General features: G+C 54.1%; 16 protein-coding genes. 13 read left to right on the forward strand and 3 right to left on the reverse strand.

Going from position 1 to position 17,856, the window contains the following annotated elements; translation table 11 throughout:
- The first annotated feature begins 412 nt into the window (after positions 1-412).
- Positions 413-1,633 (forward strand): GGDEF domain-containing protein, encoded by a 1,221-nt coding sequence (locus tag BLR97_RS02055; RefSeq protein ID WP_089701987.1) that lies wholly within the window; start codon positions 413-415, stop codon positions 1,631-1,633.
- A gap of 120 nt (positions 1,634-1,753) precedes the next feature.
- Positions 1,754-2,380: a LysE family translocator gene (locus tag BLR97_RS02060; protein WP_089701989.1), complete on the forward strand. Its 627-nt coding sequence runs from the start codon at positions 1,754-1,756 to the stop codon at positions 2,378-2,380.
- Between the two features lie 207 nt (positions 2,381-2,587).
- On the opposite strand, the gene BLR97_RS02065 is transcribed toward BLR97_RS02060, so the two are convergent.
- The gene (locus BLR97_RS02065) at positions 2,588-4,369 is read right to left on the reverse strand and encodes a putative bifunctional diguanylate cyclase/phosphodiesterase (RefSeq protein ID WP_244511185.1); all 1,782 of its coding nucleotides are present in this window, start codon (positions 4,367-4,369) and stop codon (positions 2,588-2,590) included.
- Positions 4,370-4,720: 351 nt separating this feature from the next.
- Here BLR97_RS02065 and BLR97_RS02070 point away from each other — a divergent pair, with 351 nt between their 5' ends.
- From BLR97_RS02070 to BLR97_RS02120, 11 genes are all read left to right on the forward strand, one after another.
- The gene (locus BLR97_RS02070; protein ID WP_089701993.1) at positions 4,721-5,515 is read left to right on the forward strand and encodes a 2OG-Fe dioxygenase family protein; all 795 of its coding nucleotides are present in this window, start codon (positions 4,721-4,723) and stop codon (positions 5,513-5,515) included.
- 145 nt (positions 5,516-5,660) lie between these two features.
- Positions 5,661-5,795, forward strand: coding sequence for a group II intron maturase-specific domain-containing protein (locus tag BLR97_RS19880; protein WP_244511130.1), 135 nt, complete (start codon positions 5,661-5,663; stop codon positions 5,793-5,795).
- 216 nt (positions 5,796-6,011) lie between these two features.
- Positions 6,012-6,416, forward strand: a complete 405-nt coding sequence (locus tag BLR97_RS02080) for a DUF2784 domain-containing protein (protein WP_089701997.1) — start codon at positions 6,012-6,014, stop codon at positions 6,414-6,416.
- A 66-nt stretch (positions 6,417-6,482) separates the two neighbouring features.
- Positions 6,483-7,853: a CHAD domain-containing protein gene (locus BLR97_RS02085; protein ID WP_089701999.1), complete on the forward strand. Its 1,371-nt coding sequence runs from the start codon at positions 6,483-6,485 to the stop codon at positions 7,851-7,853.
- A 434-nt stretch (positions 7,854-8,287) separates the two neighbouring features.
- Entirely contained in the window at positions 8,288-8,494 is a 207-nt protein-coding gene (locus tag BLR97_RS02090; protein WP_089702001.1) for a ParD-like family protein, read from the forward strand.
- On the forward strand, positions 8,487-9,269 hold the full coding sequence (map, locus tag BLR97_RS02095) for a type I methionyl aminopeptidase (RefSeq protein ID WP_089702003.1): 783 nt from the start codon (positions 8,487-8,489) through the stop codon (positions 9,267-9,269). Before BLR97_RS02090 ends, map begins: the two co-directional genes overlap by 8 nt.
- Positions 9,270-9,311: 42 nt before the next feature.
- Positions 9,312-9,902, forward strand: coding sequence for an O-methyltransferase (locus tag BLR97_RS02100; RefSeq protein ID WP_211605031.1), 591 nt, complete (start codon positions 9,312-9,314; stop codon positions 9,900-9,902).
- Between the two features lie 128 nt (positions 9,903-10,030).
- A complete protein-coding gene (locus BLR97_RS02105) occupies positions 10,031-11,350 on the forward strand; it encodes a S8 family serine peptidase (protein ID WP_089702005.1) in 1,320 nt (439 codons plus the stop codon).
- 38 nt (positions 11,351-11,388) lie between these two features.
- Positions 11,389-11,628, forward strand: coding sequence for a hypothetical protein (locus BLR97_RS02110; protein ID WP_089702007.1), 240 nt, complete (start codon positions 11,389-11,391; stop codon positions 11,626-11,628).
- 85 nt (positions 11,629-11,713) lie between these two features.
- Complete coding sequence (locus BLR97_RS02115; protein ID WP_089702009.1) at positions 11,714-13,000, forward strand: cation:proton antiporter; 1,287 nt, start codon at positions 11,714-11,716, stop codon at positions 12,998-13,000.
- 69 nt (positions 13,001-13,069) lie between these two features.
- Positions 13,070-13,585, forward strand: coding sequence for an MgtC/SapB family protein (locus tag BLR97_RS02120; protein WP_089702011.1), 516 nt, complete (start codon positions 13,070-13,072; stop codon positions 13,583-13,585).
- A 98-nt stretch (positions 13,586-13,683) separates the two neighbouring features.
- Here BLR97_RS02120 and BLR97_RS02125 read toward each other — a convergent pair whose 3' ends face one another.
- Together BLR97_RS02125 and BLR97_RS02130 are read right to left on the reverse strand one after the other, a co-directional pair.
- Complete coding sequence (locus BLR97_RS02125) at positions 13,684-16,953, reverse strand: type I restriction endonuclease subunit R (protein ID WP_089702013.1); 3,270 nt, start codon at positions 16,951-16,953, stop codon at positions 13,684-13,686.
- Positions 16,946-17,851 (reverse strand): nucleotidyl transferase AbiEii/AbiGii toxin family protein, encoded by a 906-nt coding sequence (locus tag BLR97_RS02130; RefSeq protein ID WP_089702652.1) that lies wholly within the window; start codon positions 17,849-17,851, stop codon positions 16,946-16,948. The genes BLR97_RS02125 and BLR97_RS02130 overlap by 8 nt, the downstream gene beginning before the upstream one ends.
- Positions 17,852-17,856 lie beyond the last annotated feature (5 nt).

Genomic DNA, 17,856 nt, shown 5'->3' on the forward strand with positions numbered 1-17,856 from the left:
TTGCCAATCTGGCAACCGAAAAAAGCCGTAGGGCTGTCGCCGGACTTTTCCAATTCTGGCTAGATCTAAAACGGGATCAGAGTCACGAATCTCATAGGCAGGTGACTCATTGCCTCGTATATGGCCGCAGCATTGACCCGATCATTCTTGTTGCTCTTCACATAAGGCTTAACAAACAATGATGGTCGATAGTGGGGCAGGAAACGATGGCAGTGGCTAACTATCTTGACCGATTGGTAAGATATGTAATCAAGCCTCAAGCGCATTCGGCTTTTGCAATGTATTGTATGCAGAAATGAGGGGGCGTGACATGGTCACCAGCGCCGTTACCTCGGCGAACGATTCAGGTTAGCGGCGCACTCTGCTTGCAGAACAATAAAAAATTGCCGCGTTACTCAGGGAGTTTGTGGCTTTGTCATCAAAAAAAGAGCAGTACCAAGTGCATTGGTTAACGGGCCAATTTTGCGACGCTAGCCACGAGTTGATGTACCGCCGGTCTATCCAGGAAAGCATGAGGTTGGAGTACAGCTTTGCCTTGAGCGTTGCGGCGTTAGTCTTTGGCATGTTTGCGATTTCAGATTATTACTTGCTGGGCCTCACCAGTCAGTTTTATCTGCTGCTAATCATGCGCATTGTGGTGGTAAGCATTTGCCTGCTGGTGGCCTTTGGGGTTAGGCGCTGGGGAGGGCATGGTTACAGAGTCTGGTTGCACGCCTTACCGCTATGGATTTTGGCAACCGGCATTATCTTGATTGTTCCCTTGCGCCCTGACAGCCTCTCTACGCAAATCACCGCGGTGGTGGTCGCCACCATGGCATTTTACCTTCTGATCCCCAATCTGCTCACCGTGGTGACGGTTGCGAGCCTCTATTTGAATATTGGCTTTTTAGCCGTTGCCTTGCAGTTTACGGATATTGCCCCGATGGCGGCGCTGCGCATCGCACTTTTGTTGATTATGGCTAATGTAGTGGGGTTCTTCGCCTTACTGCGTTTGGAGAGTCTACAGCGCAAGCAGTTTGCGTTGCTTCATGAAGAGCGGGATCAAAATCACCAGTTGCACAAGGAAATCGCGCACCGGAAATCGCTGGAAGAGCAGCTTCGGGTGGTCGCCGAGCGGGATGCGCTGACGAATCTCAATAATCGCGGCCATTTTATGAAACTGGCCCAAGGGCTGTTGCAGCGTTCCCAATCCGACAGGGCACCGTTTAGCTTGTTTATGATCGATGTGGATCATTTCAAGCACATTAATGACACCTGGGGGCATAGCCACGGGGATAGAGTGCTGATGAGGATTGCCGAGGTCTGCGCAGCGTCGCTGCGCCCAACGGATGTCATTGGGCGTTTTGGGGGGGAAGAGTTTGTGGCGGCCCTACCAAACACCAGCCCAAGCGATGCGCAAATGGTTGCAGAACGGCTGAAAAAGAAGGTTGCTGAGCTGTCGTTAACAGAAGAGATGAGCAAGCATTGCCCTAGTGTCACCATCGGTGTGGCTGCTGTGAACACTGAAGAAGATAATCTTGAGTCCTTGATTAAGCGAGCGGATCAGATGCTTTACGTTGGCAAGCGCGGTGGCAGGAACCAAGTCGTGGTATGCCACGATGATGTGGAAGAGGGCAGATGTACAGGCTCTTAACCATTCTCGCTAGGTGATGCGCGTGTACTTAACGTCGTTCAAGAAACGTTGCTTGGGAGCACTCCAACCGTCGTGAAGCTTATGCTAACTTAGCATTAACGACTTTTGAGGGGTTGCCCTATGTCTATCGAAATTTGGTTTGCCTTTGCTCTCGCATCCGTGGCGTTGTTGGCCATCCCTGGCCCGACGATCTTGACCGTTGTCAGTTACTCCATTGCCCAGGGCAAGCGTGCCAATATCCCGCTTGTCGCTGCCGTTGCCCTGGGTGATTCAACGGCGCTGGTCTTTTCACTACTTGGCCTGGGGGCCGTTTTAGCAGCCTCGGCCTTTTGGTTCACCGTCATCAAGTGGATAGGCGGCTTGTACCTACTGTATATGGGCATAAAGCTTTTACGTGCCGGTATATCATCGGCACAGCCTGTGACGCCGACCGTTTCAGGTTCGCGCTGGAAGCTCTTCACCAATACCTACCTCGTGACGGCACTCAACCCGAAGGGCATCATCTTTTTTGTCGCCTTCTTACCGCAATTCGTCAGCCCGAATGCCGACGCCGGGCAGCAGCTCTGGATTCTTGCGGTCACGTTCGTGGTGTTGGCAACGCTCAATGCCACGCTCTATGCGGTGTTTGCCACATCAGTGCGCAAGATGCTTGCATCGCGTCGCGCGCAGCGCCGCTTTAACGTATTGGGTGGAACCTTACTCTCTTCGGCGGGTGTATGGGCGTTGCTTGCCAAGCGGCCCGCTTAATAGGCGTCCGGTGACGTTAAACCATCAGAAATTACCTGGATTGAGTATGATCAGAGATGCCGTTAAGGGGGACTTGGAAGCAATAGCGCACATTTATAAGTGCTACATTGAAAACCTGAATTCAAACATTAAGCGCATCACCTGCGGTTTTTAGCGCCCCTGAATACTCTCCCAGGAACACTTATGCCGGTGCCCGATACCCCAAGCTCAGCTCGACAGCCCTTCGTGACCAGGCACGAAACCGCCCAGCAGGCGGTCGATTTCCTTGGCAGGCATCGGACGGTAGAAGAAGAACCCCTGGATAAGGTCGCAATGCATTTCGCGAAGCAATGACAACTGTTCTGCGTTCTCGACGCCCTCGGCCACCACCTCCAATCCCAACCGATGACCGATGAAGATGGCACCCTCCATGATGGCCCTATCCTTCGGCTGTATGGGAGCGTCGTGGATGAAGGAGCGATCGATCTTCAGGGCGGTGACTGGAAAGTGCTTGAGATAGCTCAGGGAGGAATAACCGGTCCCGAAGTCGTCGATAGCAATGCGAATACCGCGATGATAGAGGCGCCACAGATCCTCGAGGACGGTCTCGTCGGCTTCGATCAGGACATTTTCGGTCAATTCGATGCCGATATCCCGCGGACCTAAGCCGTGACGTTGCAGCGTGTCCTCGAAGCTCTTGAGGGCATCGGGACGCACCAGTTGACGACCCGAGACATTGATGTCGATGCGGTGCTGATGAAATCCCTTGGCACGCCATTCCACCTGCTGGCGGCAAGCCTCTTCGATGACCCAGTCGCCCAGACGATGGATCACACCGGAACGCTCGGCCAGCGGGATAAACTCGGCAGGCGAGATCGGCGGGCCCTCGGCAGGCTCCCAGCGTATCAAGGCCTCGAGATTCTCTATTCGCCCACTGGCCGCCGAGACCTGGGGCTGGTAGTGGAGGGAGAATTCACCGTTATCCAGGGCTTCCTCGAGTCGCGCCGAGAGATAGTGTTGGCGAACCAGCTCATCATGGAGCTTCTGTTGGAAGAAACGTACAACACCCTGACCATCCAGTTTGGCACGATTCTTGGCAACATCGGCATTACGGATCAATTCGCGTGACGATTCACCATTCTCGGGAAAGAGCGCCACACCCAGGCAGGCCGTGACCTGACACTCCCGACCATCCAGGACGAAAGGTTCCCGAAAGACATTCTGGACATGACGAACGACCCGTCTGACATCGGGGGCCAAGTGGACGCCGGGGAAGGCCAGCACGAATTCATCGCTAGAGACACGGGACACCAGGTCAGTGACTCGCTGGCACTCTCTCAGTCGCCGAGTCAGCTCAATGAGCAGGCGATCGCCCTGATCATAGCCAAGGGCATCATTGATCTCGACGAAGTGATCGATGTCCAGGTAGATGGTTGCCAGGCCATTGCCCTGGCGTCGACAGGAATCCAACAGACTGTCCAGGTCGACCTCAAAGGTCTGGCGATTAGGGAGATGGGTGAGCCTGTCGAAATGGGTGGCGAATTCCAGGTCACGGTGGGCGCGCTTTTGGTCGGAAAGATCGACATCTACGCAGAACATCAAGGGTGAGTCGGTATGCTCATTGAGCATCAGATGCTGCGAAAAGACCGATACCAGCTCACCGGTTTTGTGCTTGAGCTCGAGTTCCTCGGCGGGTATCTCGACCCCTTCTTTGATCCAGGCACCATGCGCCTGGATCACCTCGTCACGCATGAAGGCAGGAATGATCAGATCTTCCAGTAACTGTCCCTGGGCTTCCTCAGCGGTATAGCCATAGAGACGAGTGCTACCCTCATTCCAGTAAATCACCCGCCGATCGCGATCATAACCCTGAACCGCCACCTTCGGCAGACTCTCCAGCAGGGCGCGGAATCGCTGCTCACTCTCCAGATATTGTCGGCGTACTAACTCGACTTCTTCCCTGCCGGCATCATGCGAATCGATGCCATCAGTTGAAGGTGTCTTTGACATCTTCAACACGAGCGCACCGGAAAACTCCCTGCGGTTCTCCTTCAGGCGTTCCGGATCTCTGTGATGGCGGGAATCGCTGGCAGTCATGGGATCCACTTAAAAAAACACTGTCAAGAGCCATCAAAATGGTAACAAAATGGGCACTTTGTTGTGATTATCCTACACCTATTTGTAGGAGATAACCTACACATACGTCATCAACGGTCTGATCCTGTTTTCAAAAAAATCACTCTTTTTTTAGTACATTTCTTTGACATATCGTTGCAAATCTTTTCATTTTCCTCCTGTTGACCGTTGTGTTTACACCGGCAACACCGGGCAATTCCGCCCAGTTAACAGGAGAATACCAACATGAAACTCGATACTCTGAAACACGGTTTCGACCCCACCTCCATGCCTGCCGATTCACTCGCCGATTATTGGAATCCGGGAGTGACCGAGGCGCTGAGGCATCAGGATTGGGCGAAAACCGATATTCGGGAGCGAATCGATCTGAGCGCCTGGCAGGGGTTTACCGCTGACCTGCCGCGCGATCCCTACGTTAACCAGCGATGGAAGCGGATGTCATGGCTCGCCCTGAATGATCAGGGAGATGTCGAGGATATGGGCCAGTGCCCCATGGCCCAGGGGGGTGCCTTCAACGACGCGGATAGCATGGCCGACCGCCTGCGTTACTATGATCCGCTGACAAGTGAATTCATGGCACGCCCGGATGTGAAGGCCTTCGTTCGCGCCTGGGCAAGGCTGTGGAATATCGGTGCGCGTGAACCCATCCTGATGCAGATCACCGGGGTTCGCGGGGAAGGCAGCATCGACCCCCTTCAGGGGCAGGGGATTCATGCCGATGGCTGCAAGGCCCTAAGCATTCTGGTCGTCAATCGGGAAAACGTGGCGGGTGCCGAAAACCACCTCTACGCAGACAAGGCTGGCACGCAACCCTTGGTCGATATCACCCTGGATCCCGGTGATATCCTTCATCTGAATGATGATCGGATATTCCACAGTGTCGACGGGATCGAACAGCTCGACAGCGAGGCACCCTTCGAGCGGTTCATCATTATCATCAATAGCCGCTTCGTGGACGACTTTCAGAACCGGATGTTGCGTCGCCACTTCCCTGAAGCGGTACTCAATGAGAGCCACTGACACTCTCGGTAAACTGAGAACCTAGCAACACCCACGCCCCCGGAACTCCGGGGGCGTCTTGGTTGTGGGGCAGGCATGGCGCGCAGCGCCTGATGCAGCGTATCTGCGAGTCCTCAAGCGTGGCAGAGGGCGCCACATCCGACGAGTGCTCGAAGAACTGGTTCAGATCCTGCGTGGCTGGGCCAGCTACTTCAGCCTCGTGGATGTGAAACATCCCTTGGAAGCACTGGACGGCTGGTCTGGCCAACGCAGCGCTCCGCATTATATCAGGATCGCCTAAAAGACCGCTCTTGGCTGCAAGTTGCCAACGGCTAATAAATTAAATCCCTGTATATAATTTCTCTTTAAACGTTCAGAAATGCGCTGGTGCTTTAGGGTTGTCGCTGCCAGCTTTCTTTTTTTCAGCAGTCGCCGGGAGCGCTACTCTCTGAACGCCCCACCAACCCTTGCTGTCGAATCCCAAGTCCACGCTCCAACTGTAGGGAGCCATTTCCCTATGCCTCCATCACTGCTGCTCCTGCTAGCCGACGCCCTCCTAATTATCCACGTGCTGTTTGTGGCCTTTGTGGTTCTTGGCCTTTTCGCCGTGTACGCAGGCTATTTTCTTGAATGGCACTGGGTGCGCAATAGAGTGTTCCGCATCGTGCATCTATGCGCCATCGGCTATGTGGTGGGGCAATCCTGGTTGGGGGCGGTCTGCCCGTTAACGACCTGGGAAATGGCATTAAGGGCTGAGGCGGGCGCCGCTACCTATGCGGGGTCGTTTATTCAGCATTGGCTGCAGAGCTTGCTCTATTACAACGCCCCTGACTGGGTCTTCATGGTGGTGTACAGCGTGTTTGGCGGCTTGGTGCTGGCGAGCTGGTTTGTGGTGCGGCCTCGTCAGCGTCAGCGCTTTTGATAATAAACCTCTGATTATGCGTGTGTACTAAACTTTGCCTAGCATAGCGTGATTAGGAGTTAACCCATGCGGCATCTTTACCTAATGCGCCACGCTAAGGCCAAACAGCCCCGTGGCGATATGACCGATCACCAACGACCGCTACGCAAGCGGGGCAAACGTCAGGCAGCGGCAATGGCGCCTGTGCTGCGGCGCTGGCAAGCGTTGGAAGGGAAGACTTACGTCAGTACGGCGGCGCGCACGCGGGAGACATTCGACGAGATCGCGGCGCAACTGCCTGACCGTACTTTGGCGAATCCGGTTCACTTCGATGAAGCCCTTTACACGTTCGATGTTGAAGCGCTATTGGCATGGCTGACAGCGTTGCCTGACGGGGCCGAGAGGGTGCTGGTTATCGGCCATAATCCGGCCCTGATTGAGTTCGCTTGCTGGCTCAATGACGAAGTGCCGCCTTCGCTGCCCACCGCTAGCGTGCTGCACTTCACTCTGCCAGATACGCCCTGGTCATCCATGAACCAGGGCTGTGCCGAGTTAGTGGGGCACCTGAGCCCGGAAGAGGCCAGCTATGCGCTTTTCAAGCGCCGGGCACCCAAGCCACCCGCCCATAAAGACGACACGGCTAGCCGTATCCATGCCATGCTCGAGCACCAGTATCGGATGATCAGGGCGTTAGAACCGGGTGTGATCGCGGGCGTAGATCCTGAGTTTCTGCATCAGTATCGGGTTAACCTGCGTCGCAGTCGGGCTGTCGGCGAATCCTTGCGTTCTGTTGTTAAGGTGCCTGGCCTGAAGAAGCAACTTAAGTGGCTCAAACATTGTGCCAGAGCCACCAGCGATCTTCGCGACCTTGACGTCTTTGTGGAGGATCTGAGCAATACCTCACCGCCACTTTCCCCTGGCACTCGCGAGGGCTTAAAACAATGGCTGCAGGGTTGCCAGCGGGAGCACCATCAAGCCCTATGCCAACAACTAAGCACGTCGGAGTATGTCGAGCAACTCCAGGGTTGGCAGCGCTTTATCGTTTCCGATGAGGTGGTAAAGGCGCTCTCCAAGTTCACGCCAAAGCGCAGCAAGGCAGTACTGGACGAGCGTATCGCCCGCCATGACGAGGATTTGGCAGCACTTGCGTTAGACGCCCCTGATACCACCTTGCATGAACTTCGCAAGGGCTTGAAGCGCATCCGCTACCTGGCCGACCTGATGCCAGAGACCCCCAAACCGTTTGTATCTGAATTGAAGCACCGCCAGCGTCTGCTCGGTGACTTTCAAGATTTGTGCACTCGCCAAGTTTGGCTGGATGCCTTCTGTGCTAGTGCCGATAACGACACACGGCAGAAGCAGGAGTGCAGTCAATGGCGCGCTGCTCTGGAAAAACCAAAACGCAACCTGCGCAAAGACGTGTTAGCGTTAGCGCCATTGGCCGAGGTTCAGACGTAGCCTTGCCGTTCCACCTGGCAGGAACACACCGCCGGCGGTTGTGACGTTCTGACACTGCGAGCTGAAGTGATCTGCACCACCAATAGTGGACACTGAGTTAAGCACTGATTGCCTGCTCATAATCTATGGCTTGCTGTCTAAGCCCCAAGTCCCCGCTCCGGCAGTAGGGAGCCATTTCCCTATGCCTCCATCACAGATGCTCCTGTTAGCCGTTTATACTCTGTTCGGCGGCTTGGTGTTGGCCAGCTGGTTCGTGGTACGGCCTAACAAGCGCGCTCGCTAATACGCCCTCCAATGCCTTGTCACTTCTCCGAGCTCAGCTCGCCGGTCGCGCTCTGCCGTGGCTGGCTTCCTCCAGCGCCTAGACAGCAATCTTGTCGCCTTATGAGATGTGATATATGGTTTATCTACGTTTCGTATACCATAGGTGATTTATGGGCATCGTTAAGATAGATGATGAGCTACACGAAGAAATTCGCAAAGCTAGCTCGGTGATGGTGCGCTCTATCAATGCGCAGGCTGAATATTGGATAAAAATAGGCATGCTCGCTGAGGCCAATCCGAGCATGACCTTCTCTGAGATTATGCGTGAGCAAATGAAGCAAGCCGAGGTCGATCTAGGGAAGGTGATCGGTGGCTGAGGTAACGCTGAAAAGTGAAGAGGAGCTGCGCGTACTGCGTGAGGCCGGACGGCTACTCGCATTGGTGTATAGCCATCTTGATAAGCTAATTGTGCCGGGTATATCCACCATGGATATCAATAATTGGGCCGAGCGCTATATCGTTGATGATTTGCAGGCTCGCCCCGCCAGCAAGGGGCAATACGATTATCCATATGTGCTGAATGCGTCAGTTAACCATGTGGTTTGTCATGGTATTCCATCGGAAAAGCAAAAGCTCAAGTCAGGCGATATCGTTAATGTCGATATTACCCTTGAGAAGGGCGGATTTATCGCCGATTCAAGCAAAATGTACCTTCTTGGCGATGTAAAACCCTATGCCAAGCGGCTGGTCGATAAAACCTACGAGGCCATGTGGCAAGGGATACAAGCGGTTAAGCCCGGCGCAACATTAGGTGATGTCGGCCACGCGATTCAGCTACATGCCGAAAAGAACGGCTACTCTGTTGTTCGTGAGTATTGCGGCCATGGGATTGGTCGAGACATGCACGAAGAGCCGCAGGTGCTGCACTATGGCAAGAAGGGCGCAGGGCTGGTATTGAAAGAAGGCATGGTGTTTACCATCGAGCCCATGATTAATCAGGGAAAGGCCAAGACTAAAACGAAGAAAGATGGATGGACGGTGGTGACCAGCGATAAGCAACTGTCCGCCCAGTGGGAGCACACCGTGGCGGTCACTTCCAGCGGTTTCGATGTGCTGACGCTTCGGGATGAAGAGCGTATCGCCGGCAGTTAACCACGATGCTTTGAAAACCGATTTGGATACCTGGGGATTAACGTGAGCGAATCATTACAGGCGTTGCTAAGTGAGTTAGAGCAATTTGGTCAGGAAAACGATGCCGCCATTACTGACCGCCCGCGCCGTATGCTGAATATCACCCGGGACACCGGGGAATTTCTGTCGGTGCTTATTAAGGCGACCAATGCGCGGCGTGTGCTTGAGATTGGCACCTCAAACGGCTATTCGACGCTGTGGCTTGCTCAGGCGGAAAGCAAGATTGGCGGGCATGTTACTACGATTGAGCAATCTGAGTTCAAGCTTGAACTAGCCGCCAACAATTTTGAACGCTCAGGTCTCGCTGAATGTATCACCCAGCTTCAAGGGGAGGCGGGTGCTCACCTGGACGGTATGCCGGATGCCAGTTTTGACCTTATCTTTCTTGATTCGAAACGCTCTGAATACGAGCAGTGGTGGCCGCGTATCCAGCGCGTTTTGAGCATGGGTGGGCTTGTCGTCGTCGATAACGCCATTTCCCACGCCGACGAAATGGCGCCTTTTATGGCGCTGGTGTCGGCAGACCCTGGTTTCAGCACCTGCACCGTACCCGTTGGAAACGGCGAGTTCTTAGCCACTCGATCTTCCCGCTAGCAGCACGCCAGGCATTTCCCGACTAGAGTGAACATGAGGTGTCACCCTGGGCTTCAGGGAAATGCTTACGCACGAAGTTCCCTGACCCTCGCTAAGCCTTTCAAGCGCCACACGCAAAGGGATCTACGATGGCTAAAAAACCTAAAGGTAATGGCAGCGACGGTCAGTTTTCTGATGCGAGCGAGTCACTCACCTCGGTTTCGTGCGGGGCCGAAAAACTCCTGCTGGCAGCACTGGAGCGTGGTGGTAGCTGCCTTGAAACAGGCCGCTTTCTCATCAGTTATCGTGATGGCATGCTTGAAGAGGGCATCAAAGCTCTGAAGGCACAGAACTTTCGGGTGGCCGATGCGCGTGACTTTGCGGATCAGGCGGTCAGCCTGGAAGACGCCGGGGATGCCGAGGCGATGGTGTTCCCTGAGCTGGGTGTCGCGCTGGTGGGGGGTGATGCGCTCACCCTGCATGGAATGAGCGTTAACGACACCATCCCCGCTGAGAGTCCGATAGAAATCATTGAGCCGGAGTATTTTGCGTTCTCGGAAAGCTCGGAGTACCTGCGCGGCTTTTTGAGGGCGGCGAGCGCCATCGCTCAGGATCTTGGTGCTGTCGGCGATATTGATGAAGAAGAAGAGGATCTTGAGGCTGACTTTCTAGGCGCTACCTGGGGATTGAGGCGATGCAAGGTGCCGCAAAGCACTGCAAGTGGGGCTGGTATCAAAGTGGCCGTGCTGGATACGGGGATGGATCTGGGGCACCCTGATTTCGAAGACCGGCCGTTCGAGACGCGGTCCTTCGTCGGGGAGCCGGTTCAGGATATCAACGGCCACGGAACACATTGTATTGGTACGGCTTGCGGGCCAAAGGTGCCTGCTGGGAGTGCCTCGCGTTACGGCATCGCTTTTGAGTCTCAGGTGTTTGCTGGAAAGGTGCTCACCAACGCAGGGAACAGCACGGGGGCGGGTGTACTCGCCGGAATGAACTGTGCCATCGCTAACCGATGCGAGATTATCTCCATGTCTCTGGGCAGTCAGAGCCCGATCCAGGCCGCCTACACCCACGCGGGTTCTGCGGCCCTGGGCAAGGGTTGCCTGATCATTGCCGCGGCGGGAAATGCGTCGCTGAGCACCGGTGCCCCGGCCAACTCGCCCACCATCATGTCTGTGGCGTCGCTGGATGCCAACCTGAAGCCTTCCCGGTTTTCAAACGTTGGCAAGATCGATATTGCAGCGCCCGGTCGCGACGTTTTTTCGTCGTGGCCTCGGCCGATTCACTACAAAACGATCAGTGGCACGAGCATGGCGGCACCCCACGTGGCGGGTTGCGCGGCGTTGTGGGCTCAGACGGACGCCTCGCTGCGAGGAATGAAACTCTGGCGACAGCTGCTGGCGTCAGCCCAGCGCCTGCCGTCTGCCGAATCCCGCGTTGGGGCGGGGCTGGTACAGGCGCCTTGAGTGAAGCGCTCATCGCCGGGTATAGAGGACTAGATTCGATGGCAACGACAGCACTATGGATCATCACGGTTTCAAGCGACCAATCGATCAATGACATCGCCACATGCCTGAGTGACGAAGGGTTGACGATCAGAGAGGTGCTTGAAGATATCGGCTGCATTACCGGGTCGGCCGATAACGTCACGGCGGAACGGCTGAAAAAGGTCGAGGGCGTCGTGGATATCGCCCCGGACATGCCGGTCGATGTGGGGCCGCCAGGCGTCGACCAGACCTGGTGAGAGCCACACCCGGCCACCATCATCTTCGTGACCGGGCGGCCCCTATGCATCACACTGCCATTCTATTCCCTTCGGATGCACACCCTTGACCACCGCCGCCTGGTTTGTATTGATCGGAATCCTGTTGATCATGATGGGATTGCGTTCCTCCTTTCTTCAACGTATGCGGCTCACACCGTCGATTGTCTATTTGGCCATTGGCGTCATCCTGGGGCCGTCGGTGTTGGGCGCCTTTCATTTCAATCCGCTCGAGCAGGCACACCTGCTGGAAGTGCTCGCCGAGATTGCGGTGTTGGTGTCGTTGTTTATCGCGGGCATGAAAATGCCGTTGCCCTTCAGATGGCGCGAATGGCGTGTTCCGGTGCGGCTTGCGTTTGTCTCCATGTCGATCAGCGTCGCCCTGACCGCCGCCTTCGGTTACTACGTGCTGGCGCTTCCGCTGGGGGCGGCGGTTGTGCTGGGCGCCATACTGGCGCCTACCGATCCGGTGCTGGCCACCGAAGTGCAGGTTCGCCACATGGGTGATAAAGACCCGCTGCGCTTCACATTGACCAGTGAAGCGGGCATGAATGATGGCAGTGCCTTTCCGTTTGTGATGCTCGGGCTTGCCATGCTCAGTGAGCCGTTCAGCGTTGAGCTGATAGAGGGCTGGCTGCTGAAGGATGTTCTGTGGTCCACGCTGGTGGCGTTGGTGGTGGGCGTGCTCATGGCGCGTTTATTGGCCCAGCTGGTGTGGAAGCAACGTTTCTTGATCAGCGAGGGCCCTTTGCTGGATGACTTCCTCGGCCTGGGCTTGATCGGTGTGGTCTATGGCATCTGCCTGCTGCTGGATGCCTGGGGCTTTCTGGCGGTGTTTGCCGCGGCCATTTCACTGCGCCAGTCGGAGCGCAAGCTGGCGAATGTTCATGCACCCGCCAAAGATGAACAGGCCACGCCTGTTGTGGCGGCCCACGACGAAAAGGCGACGTTTCAACACAGCACGCAGGTGGCAGAAGGCTCGCTGGCGTTCAAGGAGTCCCTCGAGCGGCTGTCCGAGCTGGTGCTTGTCATGCTGCTGGGAGGGATGCTGTTCCTTGATTCGTGGAGTGTGCGGGCGGTTGGCCTGGCGCTATTTCTGTTTGTTATCGTGCGCCCTATCAGCGTATTTATCGGCCTGCTTGGCTCGGGTACGCCGGTGCGGCTGCAAATGCTGGTGGGCTGGTTCGGCGTGCGTGGTATCGGCTCGATCTATTACCTGATGTTCGCAATTGTGTTCGGTCTGCCGGAAGCGCTGGCGGTGGAGTTCATCCATATTACGCTGGTGGTGATCGTGCTTTCGATCATCATCCACGGACTCTCCGTCAAGCCGATGATGTCAAAGTGGTGGCCTTAGATCGAGAAGGCCGCCTGACCATTATTGCCAGTGACCCCCTTTGGTTAGTACAGCGACAGGAACAACACAATGGAAGTGATTGGCGATATCGTTGTCTCCGAGTTTTCGGATTTTAACGATCTAAGTGAATTTGTCGTGGTGGTGCTGCGGCTGTTGATGGCGGCGCTCTTGGGTGGCCTGCTGGGGCTGGAACGCGAACAGAGCGGTAAGCCAGCGGGCATACGTACCCATATGCTGGTATGCATGGGGGCTGCGCTATTTATCTTGATTCCTGCGCAGGCGGGCATCTCCGATTCAGAGATGAGCCGCGTCATTCAGGGGGTCATTTCCGGGATCGGTTTTCTTTGTGCCGGTACCATCATCACCCGTAAAGATGAACAAGGCACATCAGGGCTGACCACGGCGGCGGGCATTTGGTTTACGGCCGCCATCGGCATCGCCGTGGGCCTGGGGCGCGAGCAGACGGCCGTCCTGTGTACGCTACTGGCCTGGGTGGTGCTTTACGTAGTGCCATTCTTCTCGCGTTCCATCAGCAGGAAAAGAGCGGAGCGTGGCGAGGACACTGACGATGATCCCGAGACTTGATGATACTTAAACGACTGCTGATAAAATTAAGACGCTCAGTTTCGGCACGAGTACTCTTTGGGTCGCTAGAGATTACTGACCTTATTGTTTCGAGAGCTTTAAGCGACCCATTTTCGTCCACTCGCCGCGAATTCAACGACCAGTTCGAACACGTTATCGCACTTCTCTTTAAACGCCACCCGGTCATAGCTCTCCGGTAAATCTTTATCGAGAACTTCTTCAATTGCTGCTTTTACTGCTCGTTGTGTTTGGCCGTCCTTCCACCAATCCTGAACCAAGACTTTGGGGTAGCCTTCAAGCAGCCGGATGATCAAATCTTTGGCTGCCAACTTGACTTTCTGCTCCTCGGCTTTGGTCAGTTTGTCTTTCTTCAAAAGATCGTAGAGTTCTAATTCTTCTTCCGTCAGCCCTTCACGAGTGTGGCGCTCTGATTCATCTGTCAAGTTACTGACGTACTTCACTAAGTCTTCATAATATGCATCTGCTGAAGAGCTACCGGCGTTGTATTGGTCGATGATTTCCTGAAGACGCTGTGCGAAATCCGTACGTGTGTGATTTTGCTCAAGCAACTGCTGCAACTTGTCTTCAATGAAGGCACGGAGCTCTGCAATCTCAATGTGCTTGTATTCTGCCTTTTTGAAATCTTCCCGGAGCTTGTCGTAGTTAATCTTGCTCAGATCCCAACCTTGGCCCTTCTGGACAATTTCGTACTCAGCCCGGTGCTCCTTGATGTTGAACGCTTCTGCGTTATCAACTACCACACTCTCATCTAACAACTCGGAAATCTTCTGGCTGATCTCGTCAATATCCGCCTTTTCCACCAAGGCATCAACCACACCACGAAGATATTGGATAGCCGCAATCCGCTGGTTATCGTGCTGTTGGAAAATCTCCGGTTTGCACGCCTCATAAAGGGCGGTCACCGTGTTCTCATAGACATTGAACTGCTTGCGCCATTCTTCATTGCTCAGCAACGTATCTGCCGCTTGATAGAAGAAGTTTATATTTTTAAAGGTATCCTGTTTCTCAAATACTGAGGTCAGCTCAATATCTCGCTCCCTGCAGAATTCCAGCGTTTGGGCAACGGCTTCATCCAGCAATTCAAAGAGCTCTGACTTTTCCTGAACCGGCTGCTCGTCGCCATCCGCTCCCTGCGCATAGTCTTTCAGTGCTTTGCGCATGTTCCGGAAAACATTGTAGTAATCGACGATTTCGCCACTTTTCTTTTCTACTAAATCACCGCTGTGGCCTTTAATTCGGTAGGATGCCACTCGGTTGGCCCGGGCAATCGTCTGCATCAGACTATGACCCTTCATGGGTTTGTCCAGATAGAGGGTTGAGACGGTAGGTGCGTCGAACCCGGTTAGCCACATGGCACACACAAACGCCAGTTGAAGGGGATGTTCCGGATCTTTAAAGTTATACTCCACATCGTGCATATGTGCATCAAGCTGATCTAGCCGCTTGATGTGAGGCTTGATATTTAGTCCCTGTTTCTCGAATTTTTCTTCGTCTGCTTTTGGGTCACTGATCACCACGGCCATTTCGACAGTTTTCATGTAATCCCGGATCTTTTTGAAGCGGGCTTTCTCCACTTCGTTGGTCGATTCTTTGATCAGTTTCAGCAGGCGCTTTTGTTCATCCTTCCAGTGCTGCTGCACTTTGTCGTACATACGCACGGCGGTGAATTTGTCCAGAGTGACCACCATACCTTTGCCGAGATAACCCCGGCGGGGGAAGTGATAAACGATATCCTTGGCGATGGTATCTAGACGATCGTTCCGTTTGATGACTTCCAGTTCGCGGGCATACTTTTTCTCCAGCTTTTCCTGCTGGGCTTCGTCCAGGTTCTCGTCTTCCAGCAATTCATAGAACTCGTCGCCCAGATCGTCGTTCTGGATGAGCACCTTCGGTACGCGTTTTTCGTAGAACAACGGCACCGTGGCGTTATCCTCCATAGCCTGCTGGAAGTTATACTCGGATACATAATCGCCGAACCAGCTATTAGTCTTGCGATCACGCCCCAGCAACGGTGTACCGGTAAAGGCCAGGAAGTGGGCACCTCTCAGGCCCGCACGCATATTCTCCGCCAAGTTCTTGTATTGGGTACGGTGGGCTTCATCCACCATCACGATGATTTCCCGATTCTCCTTTTCCGGATCGAACAGCCGAGGGTATTTGCGCCCCTTGTCGTACCTGAACTTCTGAATCAGGGTGAAAACCACCTTCTTGTTCTGCCCCAGGAACTTACGCATTTCCTCGGCATTGGCCGGTTGCGCGGCATCCTCTTTGCGAACCGTTTCAGTATTGAGAAAATTCCGATAGATCTGTCCATCCAGGTCTTGTCGATCGGTAACCACCACAAAGCTGAAGTTGCCTGTGGCCTTGCGGAAAATCTTGCGGGCATAGAAGATCATTGAAAAGCTCTTGCCTGAGCCCTGGGTATGCCAGAAGACGCCCAGTTTGCCGTCATGCTCCCGGCGGTTTTGGAACCGCTCAAAGGCGTTATTGACGCCCAAAAACTGATGGTTTTGGGCGATAATCTTGGTTTCGCCCTTATGAAACAAGATGAAGTTCTCGATATAGTCCAGCATCCGAGACGGCTCGCAAAGACCATTCACCGCTTGCTCCAGGCTGGTGGCCTGCTCGGTAATTTTCTTGCGATCTATTGCTTCATTCTCGCTTTTAACCCGGAACCAGTTGAAAAAGTGCTCCCAGCCGGCCGTGAAGCTACCCATCCGGGTTTCCAGTGCATTGGAAAGAATACAAAAAGCGTTGCAGTGAAAGAGCTGGGGGATATCGTGGCGATAGCTGCGAAGGTTATCTTCGAAAGCATTGCGGAGCTTTACGTTAGAGTTTTTCAGCTCCACAAACACCAACGGCAAGCCATTGATATAAAGAATTACGTCCGGGCGCCGGTATGCAGATTTTGGTGCTTGACCTACCGATTTAACCCATAGCTGGGAGACCGCCAACCAATGGTTCTGCTTTGGGTCATCAAAGTGAACAAGGCGAACCTTTTCGTACTGCTTAATACCTTGCTCATTATCAAACTGTACGGGGACGCCATCACGAATCAGGTCGTATAACTCACGGTTTGCAGCAATCGGCGACATGGCCGTGCGTCGATTCATCACCCGTTCAATGGCGTCATCAATGTTGCGTTCTGGAATAGTTGGGTTCAGTGCCACGCAGGCTTCTTTCAGTTGCACTGGGAGTATCACATCCCGTTTATCAGTGCGCTGGGAGCCATCGTTCAGGTTTTCCGGCTTTGCGGTATAGCAATCCAGTACATCAAAACCGTGGATATGCTGAAGGCGCTGTAATAATGCCTGTTCAAGATTATCTTCTGATATAAAGCTAGCCATCGACCTGCCGACTCCATGGTCCGGGTGGGTGCCAGAATTTCTGCACGGGGTCGGCGGCTGTTTTCTCTATCACGGGAGCAAGAAATTCCAACACCGCTGCTACAACCTCCGAAAACGCCTCCGGCACATGGGGTTGGCCAAGACGCTTACGGAAAGCCTGCCATTGTGGCTGCTTGCTGTCCACAAAAGCGGTAGAAAAAGGATTGGTTTCAGGGAGTTCCGTATGCCGGTTGGTAAAGGTTCTTGTTATTGCGCCAGCTAGGTTTGAGAGTGTGAAAGAGTGCTGCCGCGAGAGTGACCAAATATCGTAAAAGTCTTTCATGCGGCTGTTTAGTTCGCCCAACTTAATCATCGCCTGAAATTTCTCAGCAATGGATGATTCTGGTGAGTAACAAAGAATTCTGTCGGTGGGGAAGTCCAGCAAGGCAGGAAACGTCTGCCAGGAAGGCAGCGGGAAAATAATGTCGCCAAAGCCAATATCCAATTGCATGGGAATTGTGGCGTTTCCGAGCAACCCTGTAAACGTCACCCTAATCCCTTGATAGTCAGCGTCTTCGGTAATGGCTTCGGCTTTTAAAGTGTTTGAATCAAAAGATAAACCATCATCCACAACGCCCGTGGCTATCACATCGCTCACTTGGGCCAGAATAGCCTCTGGGCGATTGCTTGTTTGGCCCAGCATATCGATATCACGCGTCGGTCGAATATCCGGCCCCTGCATAACCCATAGCAGCAGGGCGCCCTTAAGGGTAAAACTGCGTTTATGAGTCGATTGGCTAAGCCGGTAAAGAAAACGCTCCATGGCGTAGTACTGCAGTAACTCCTGAAAGGGGCGTTTTTCTTCTCGGGATTTGTTCAGCAATTTCTGACGAACAGAGGCGGTGATGTTTTGGGCCACGATCA

The organism is Vreelandella arcis (assembly GCF_900103865.1).
GTDB classification, from domain to species: Bacteria; Pseudomonadota; Gammaproteobacteria; order Pseudomonadales; family Halomonadaceae; genus Vreelandella; species Vreelandella arcis.

Bases quoted from the DNA above. Each gene is read 5' to 3' on its own strand.
- BLR97_RS02060 (WP_089701989.1), top strand. From the start codon at position 1,754: ATGTCTATCGAAATTTGGTTTGCCTTTGCTCTCGCATCCGTGGCGTTG.
- BLR97_RS02065 (WP_244511185.1), bottom strand. From the start codon at position 4,369: ATGTCAAAGACACCTTCAACTGATGGCATCGATTCGCATGATGCCGGC.
- BLR97_RS02070 (WP_089701993.1), top strand. From the start codon at position 4,721: ATGAAACTCGATACTCTGAAACACGGTTTCGACCCCACCTCCATGCCT.
- BLR97_RS02080 (WP_089701997.1), top strand. From the start codon at position 6,012: ATGCCTCCATCACTGCTGCTCCTGCTAGCCGACGCCCTCCTAATTATC.
- BLR97_RS02085 (WP_089701999.1), top strand. From the start codon at position 6,483: ATGCGGCATCTTTACCTAATGCGCCACGCTAAGGCCAAACAGCCCCGT.
- BLR97_RS02090 (WP_089702001.1), top strand. From the start codon at position 8,288: ATGGGCATCGTTAAGATAGATGATGAGCTACACGAAGAAATTCGCAAA.
- BLR97_RS02105 (WP_089702005.1), top strand. From the start codon at position 10,031: ATGGCTAAAAAACCTAAAGGTAATGGCAGCGACGGTCAGTTTTCTGAT.
- BLR97_RS02110 (WP_089702007.1), top strand. From the start codon at position 11,389: ATGGCAACGACAGCACTATGGATCATCACGGTTTCAAGCGACCAATCG.
- BLR97_RS02120 (WP_089702011.1), top strand. From the start codon at position 13,070: ATGGAAGTGATTGGCGATATCGTTGTCTCCGAGTTTTCGGATTTTAAC.
- BLR97_RS02125 (WP_089702013.1), bottom strand. From the start codon at position 16,953: ATGGCTAGCTTTATATCAGAAGATAATCTTGAACAGGCATTATTACAG.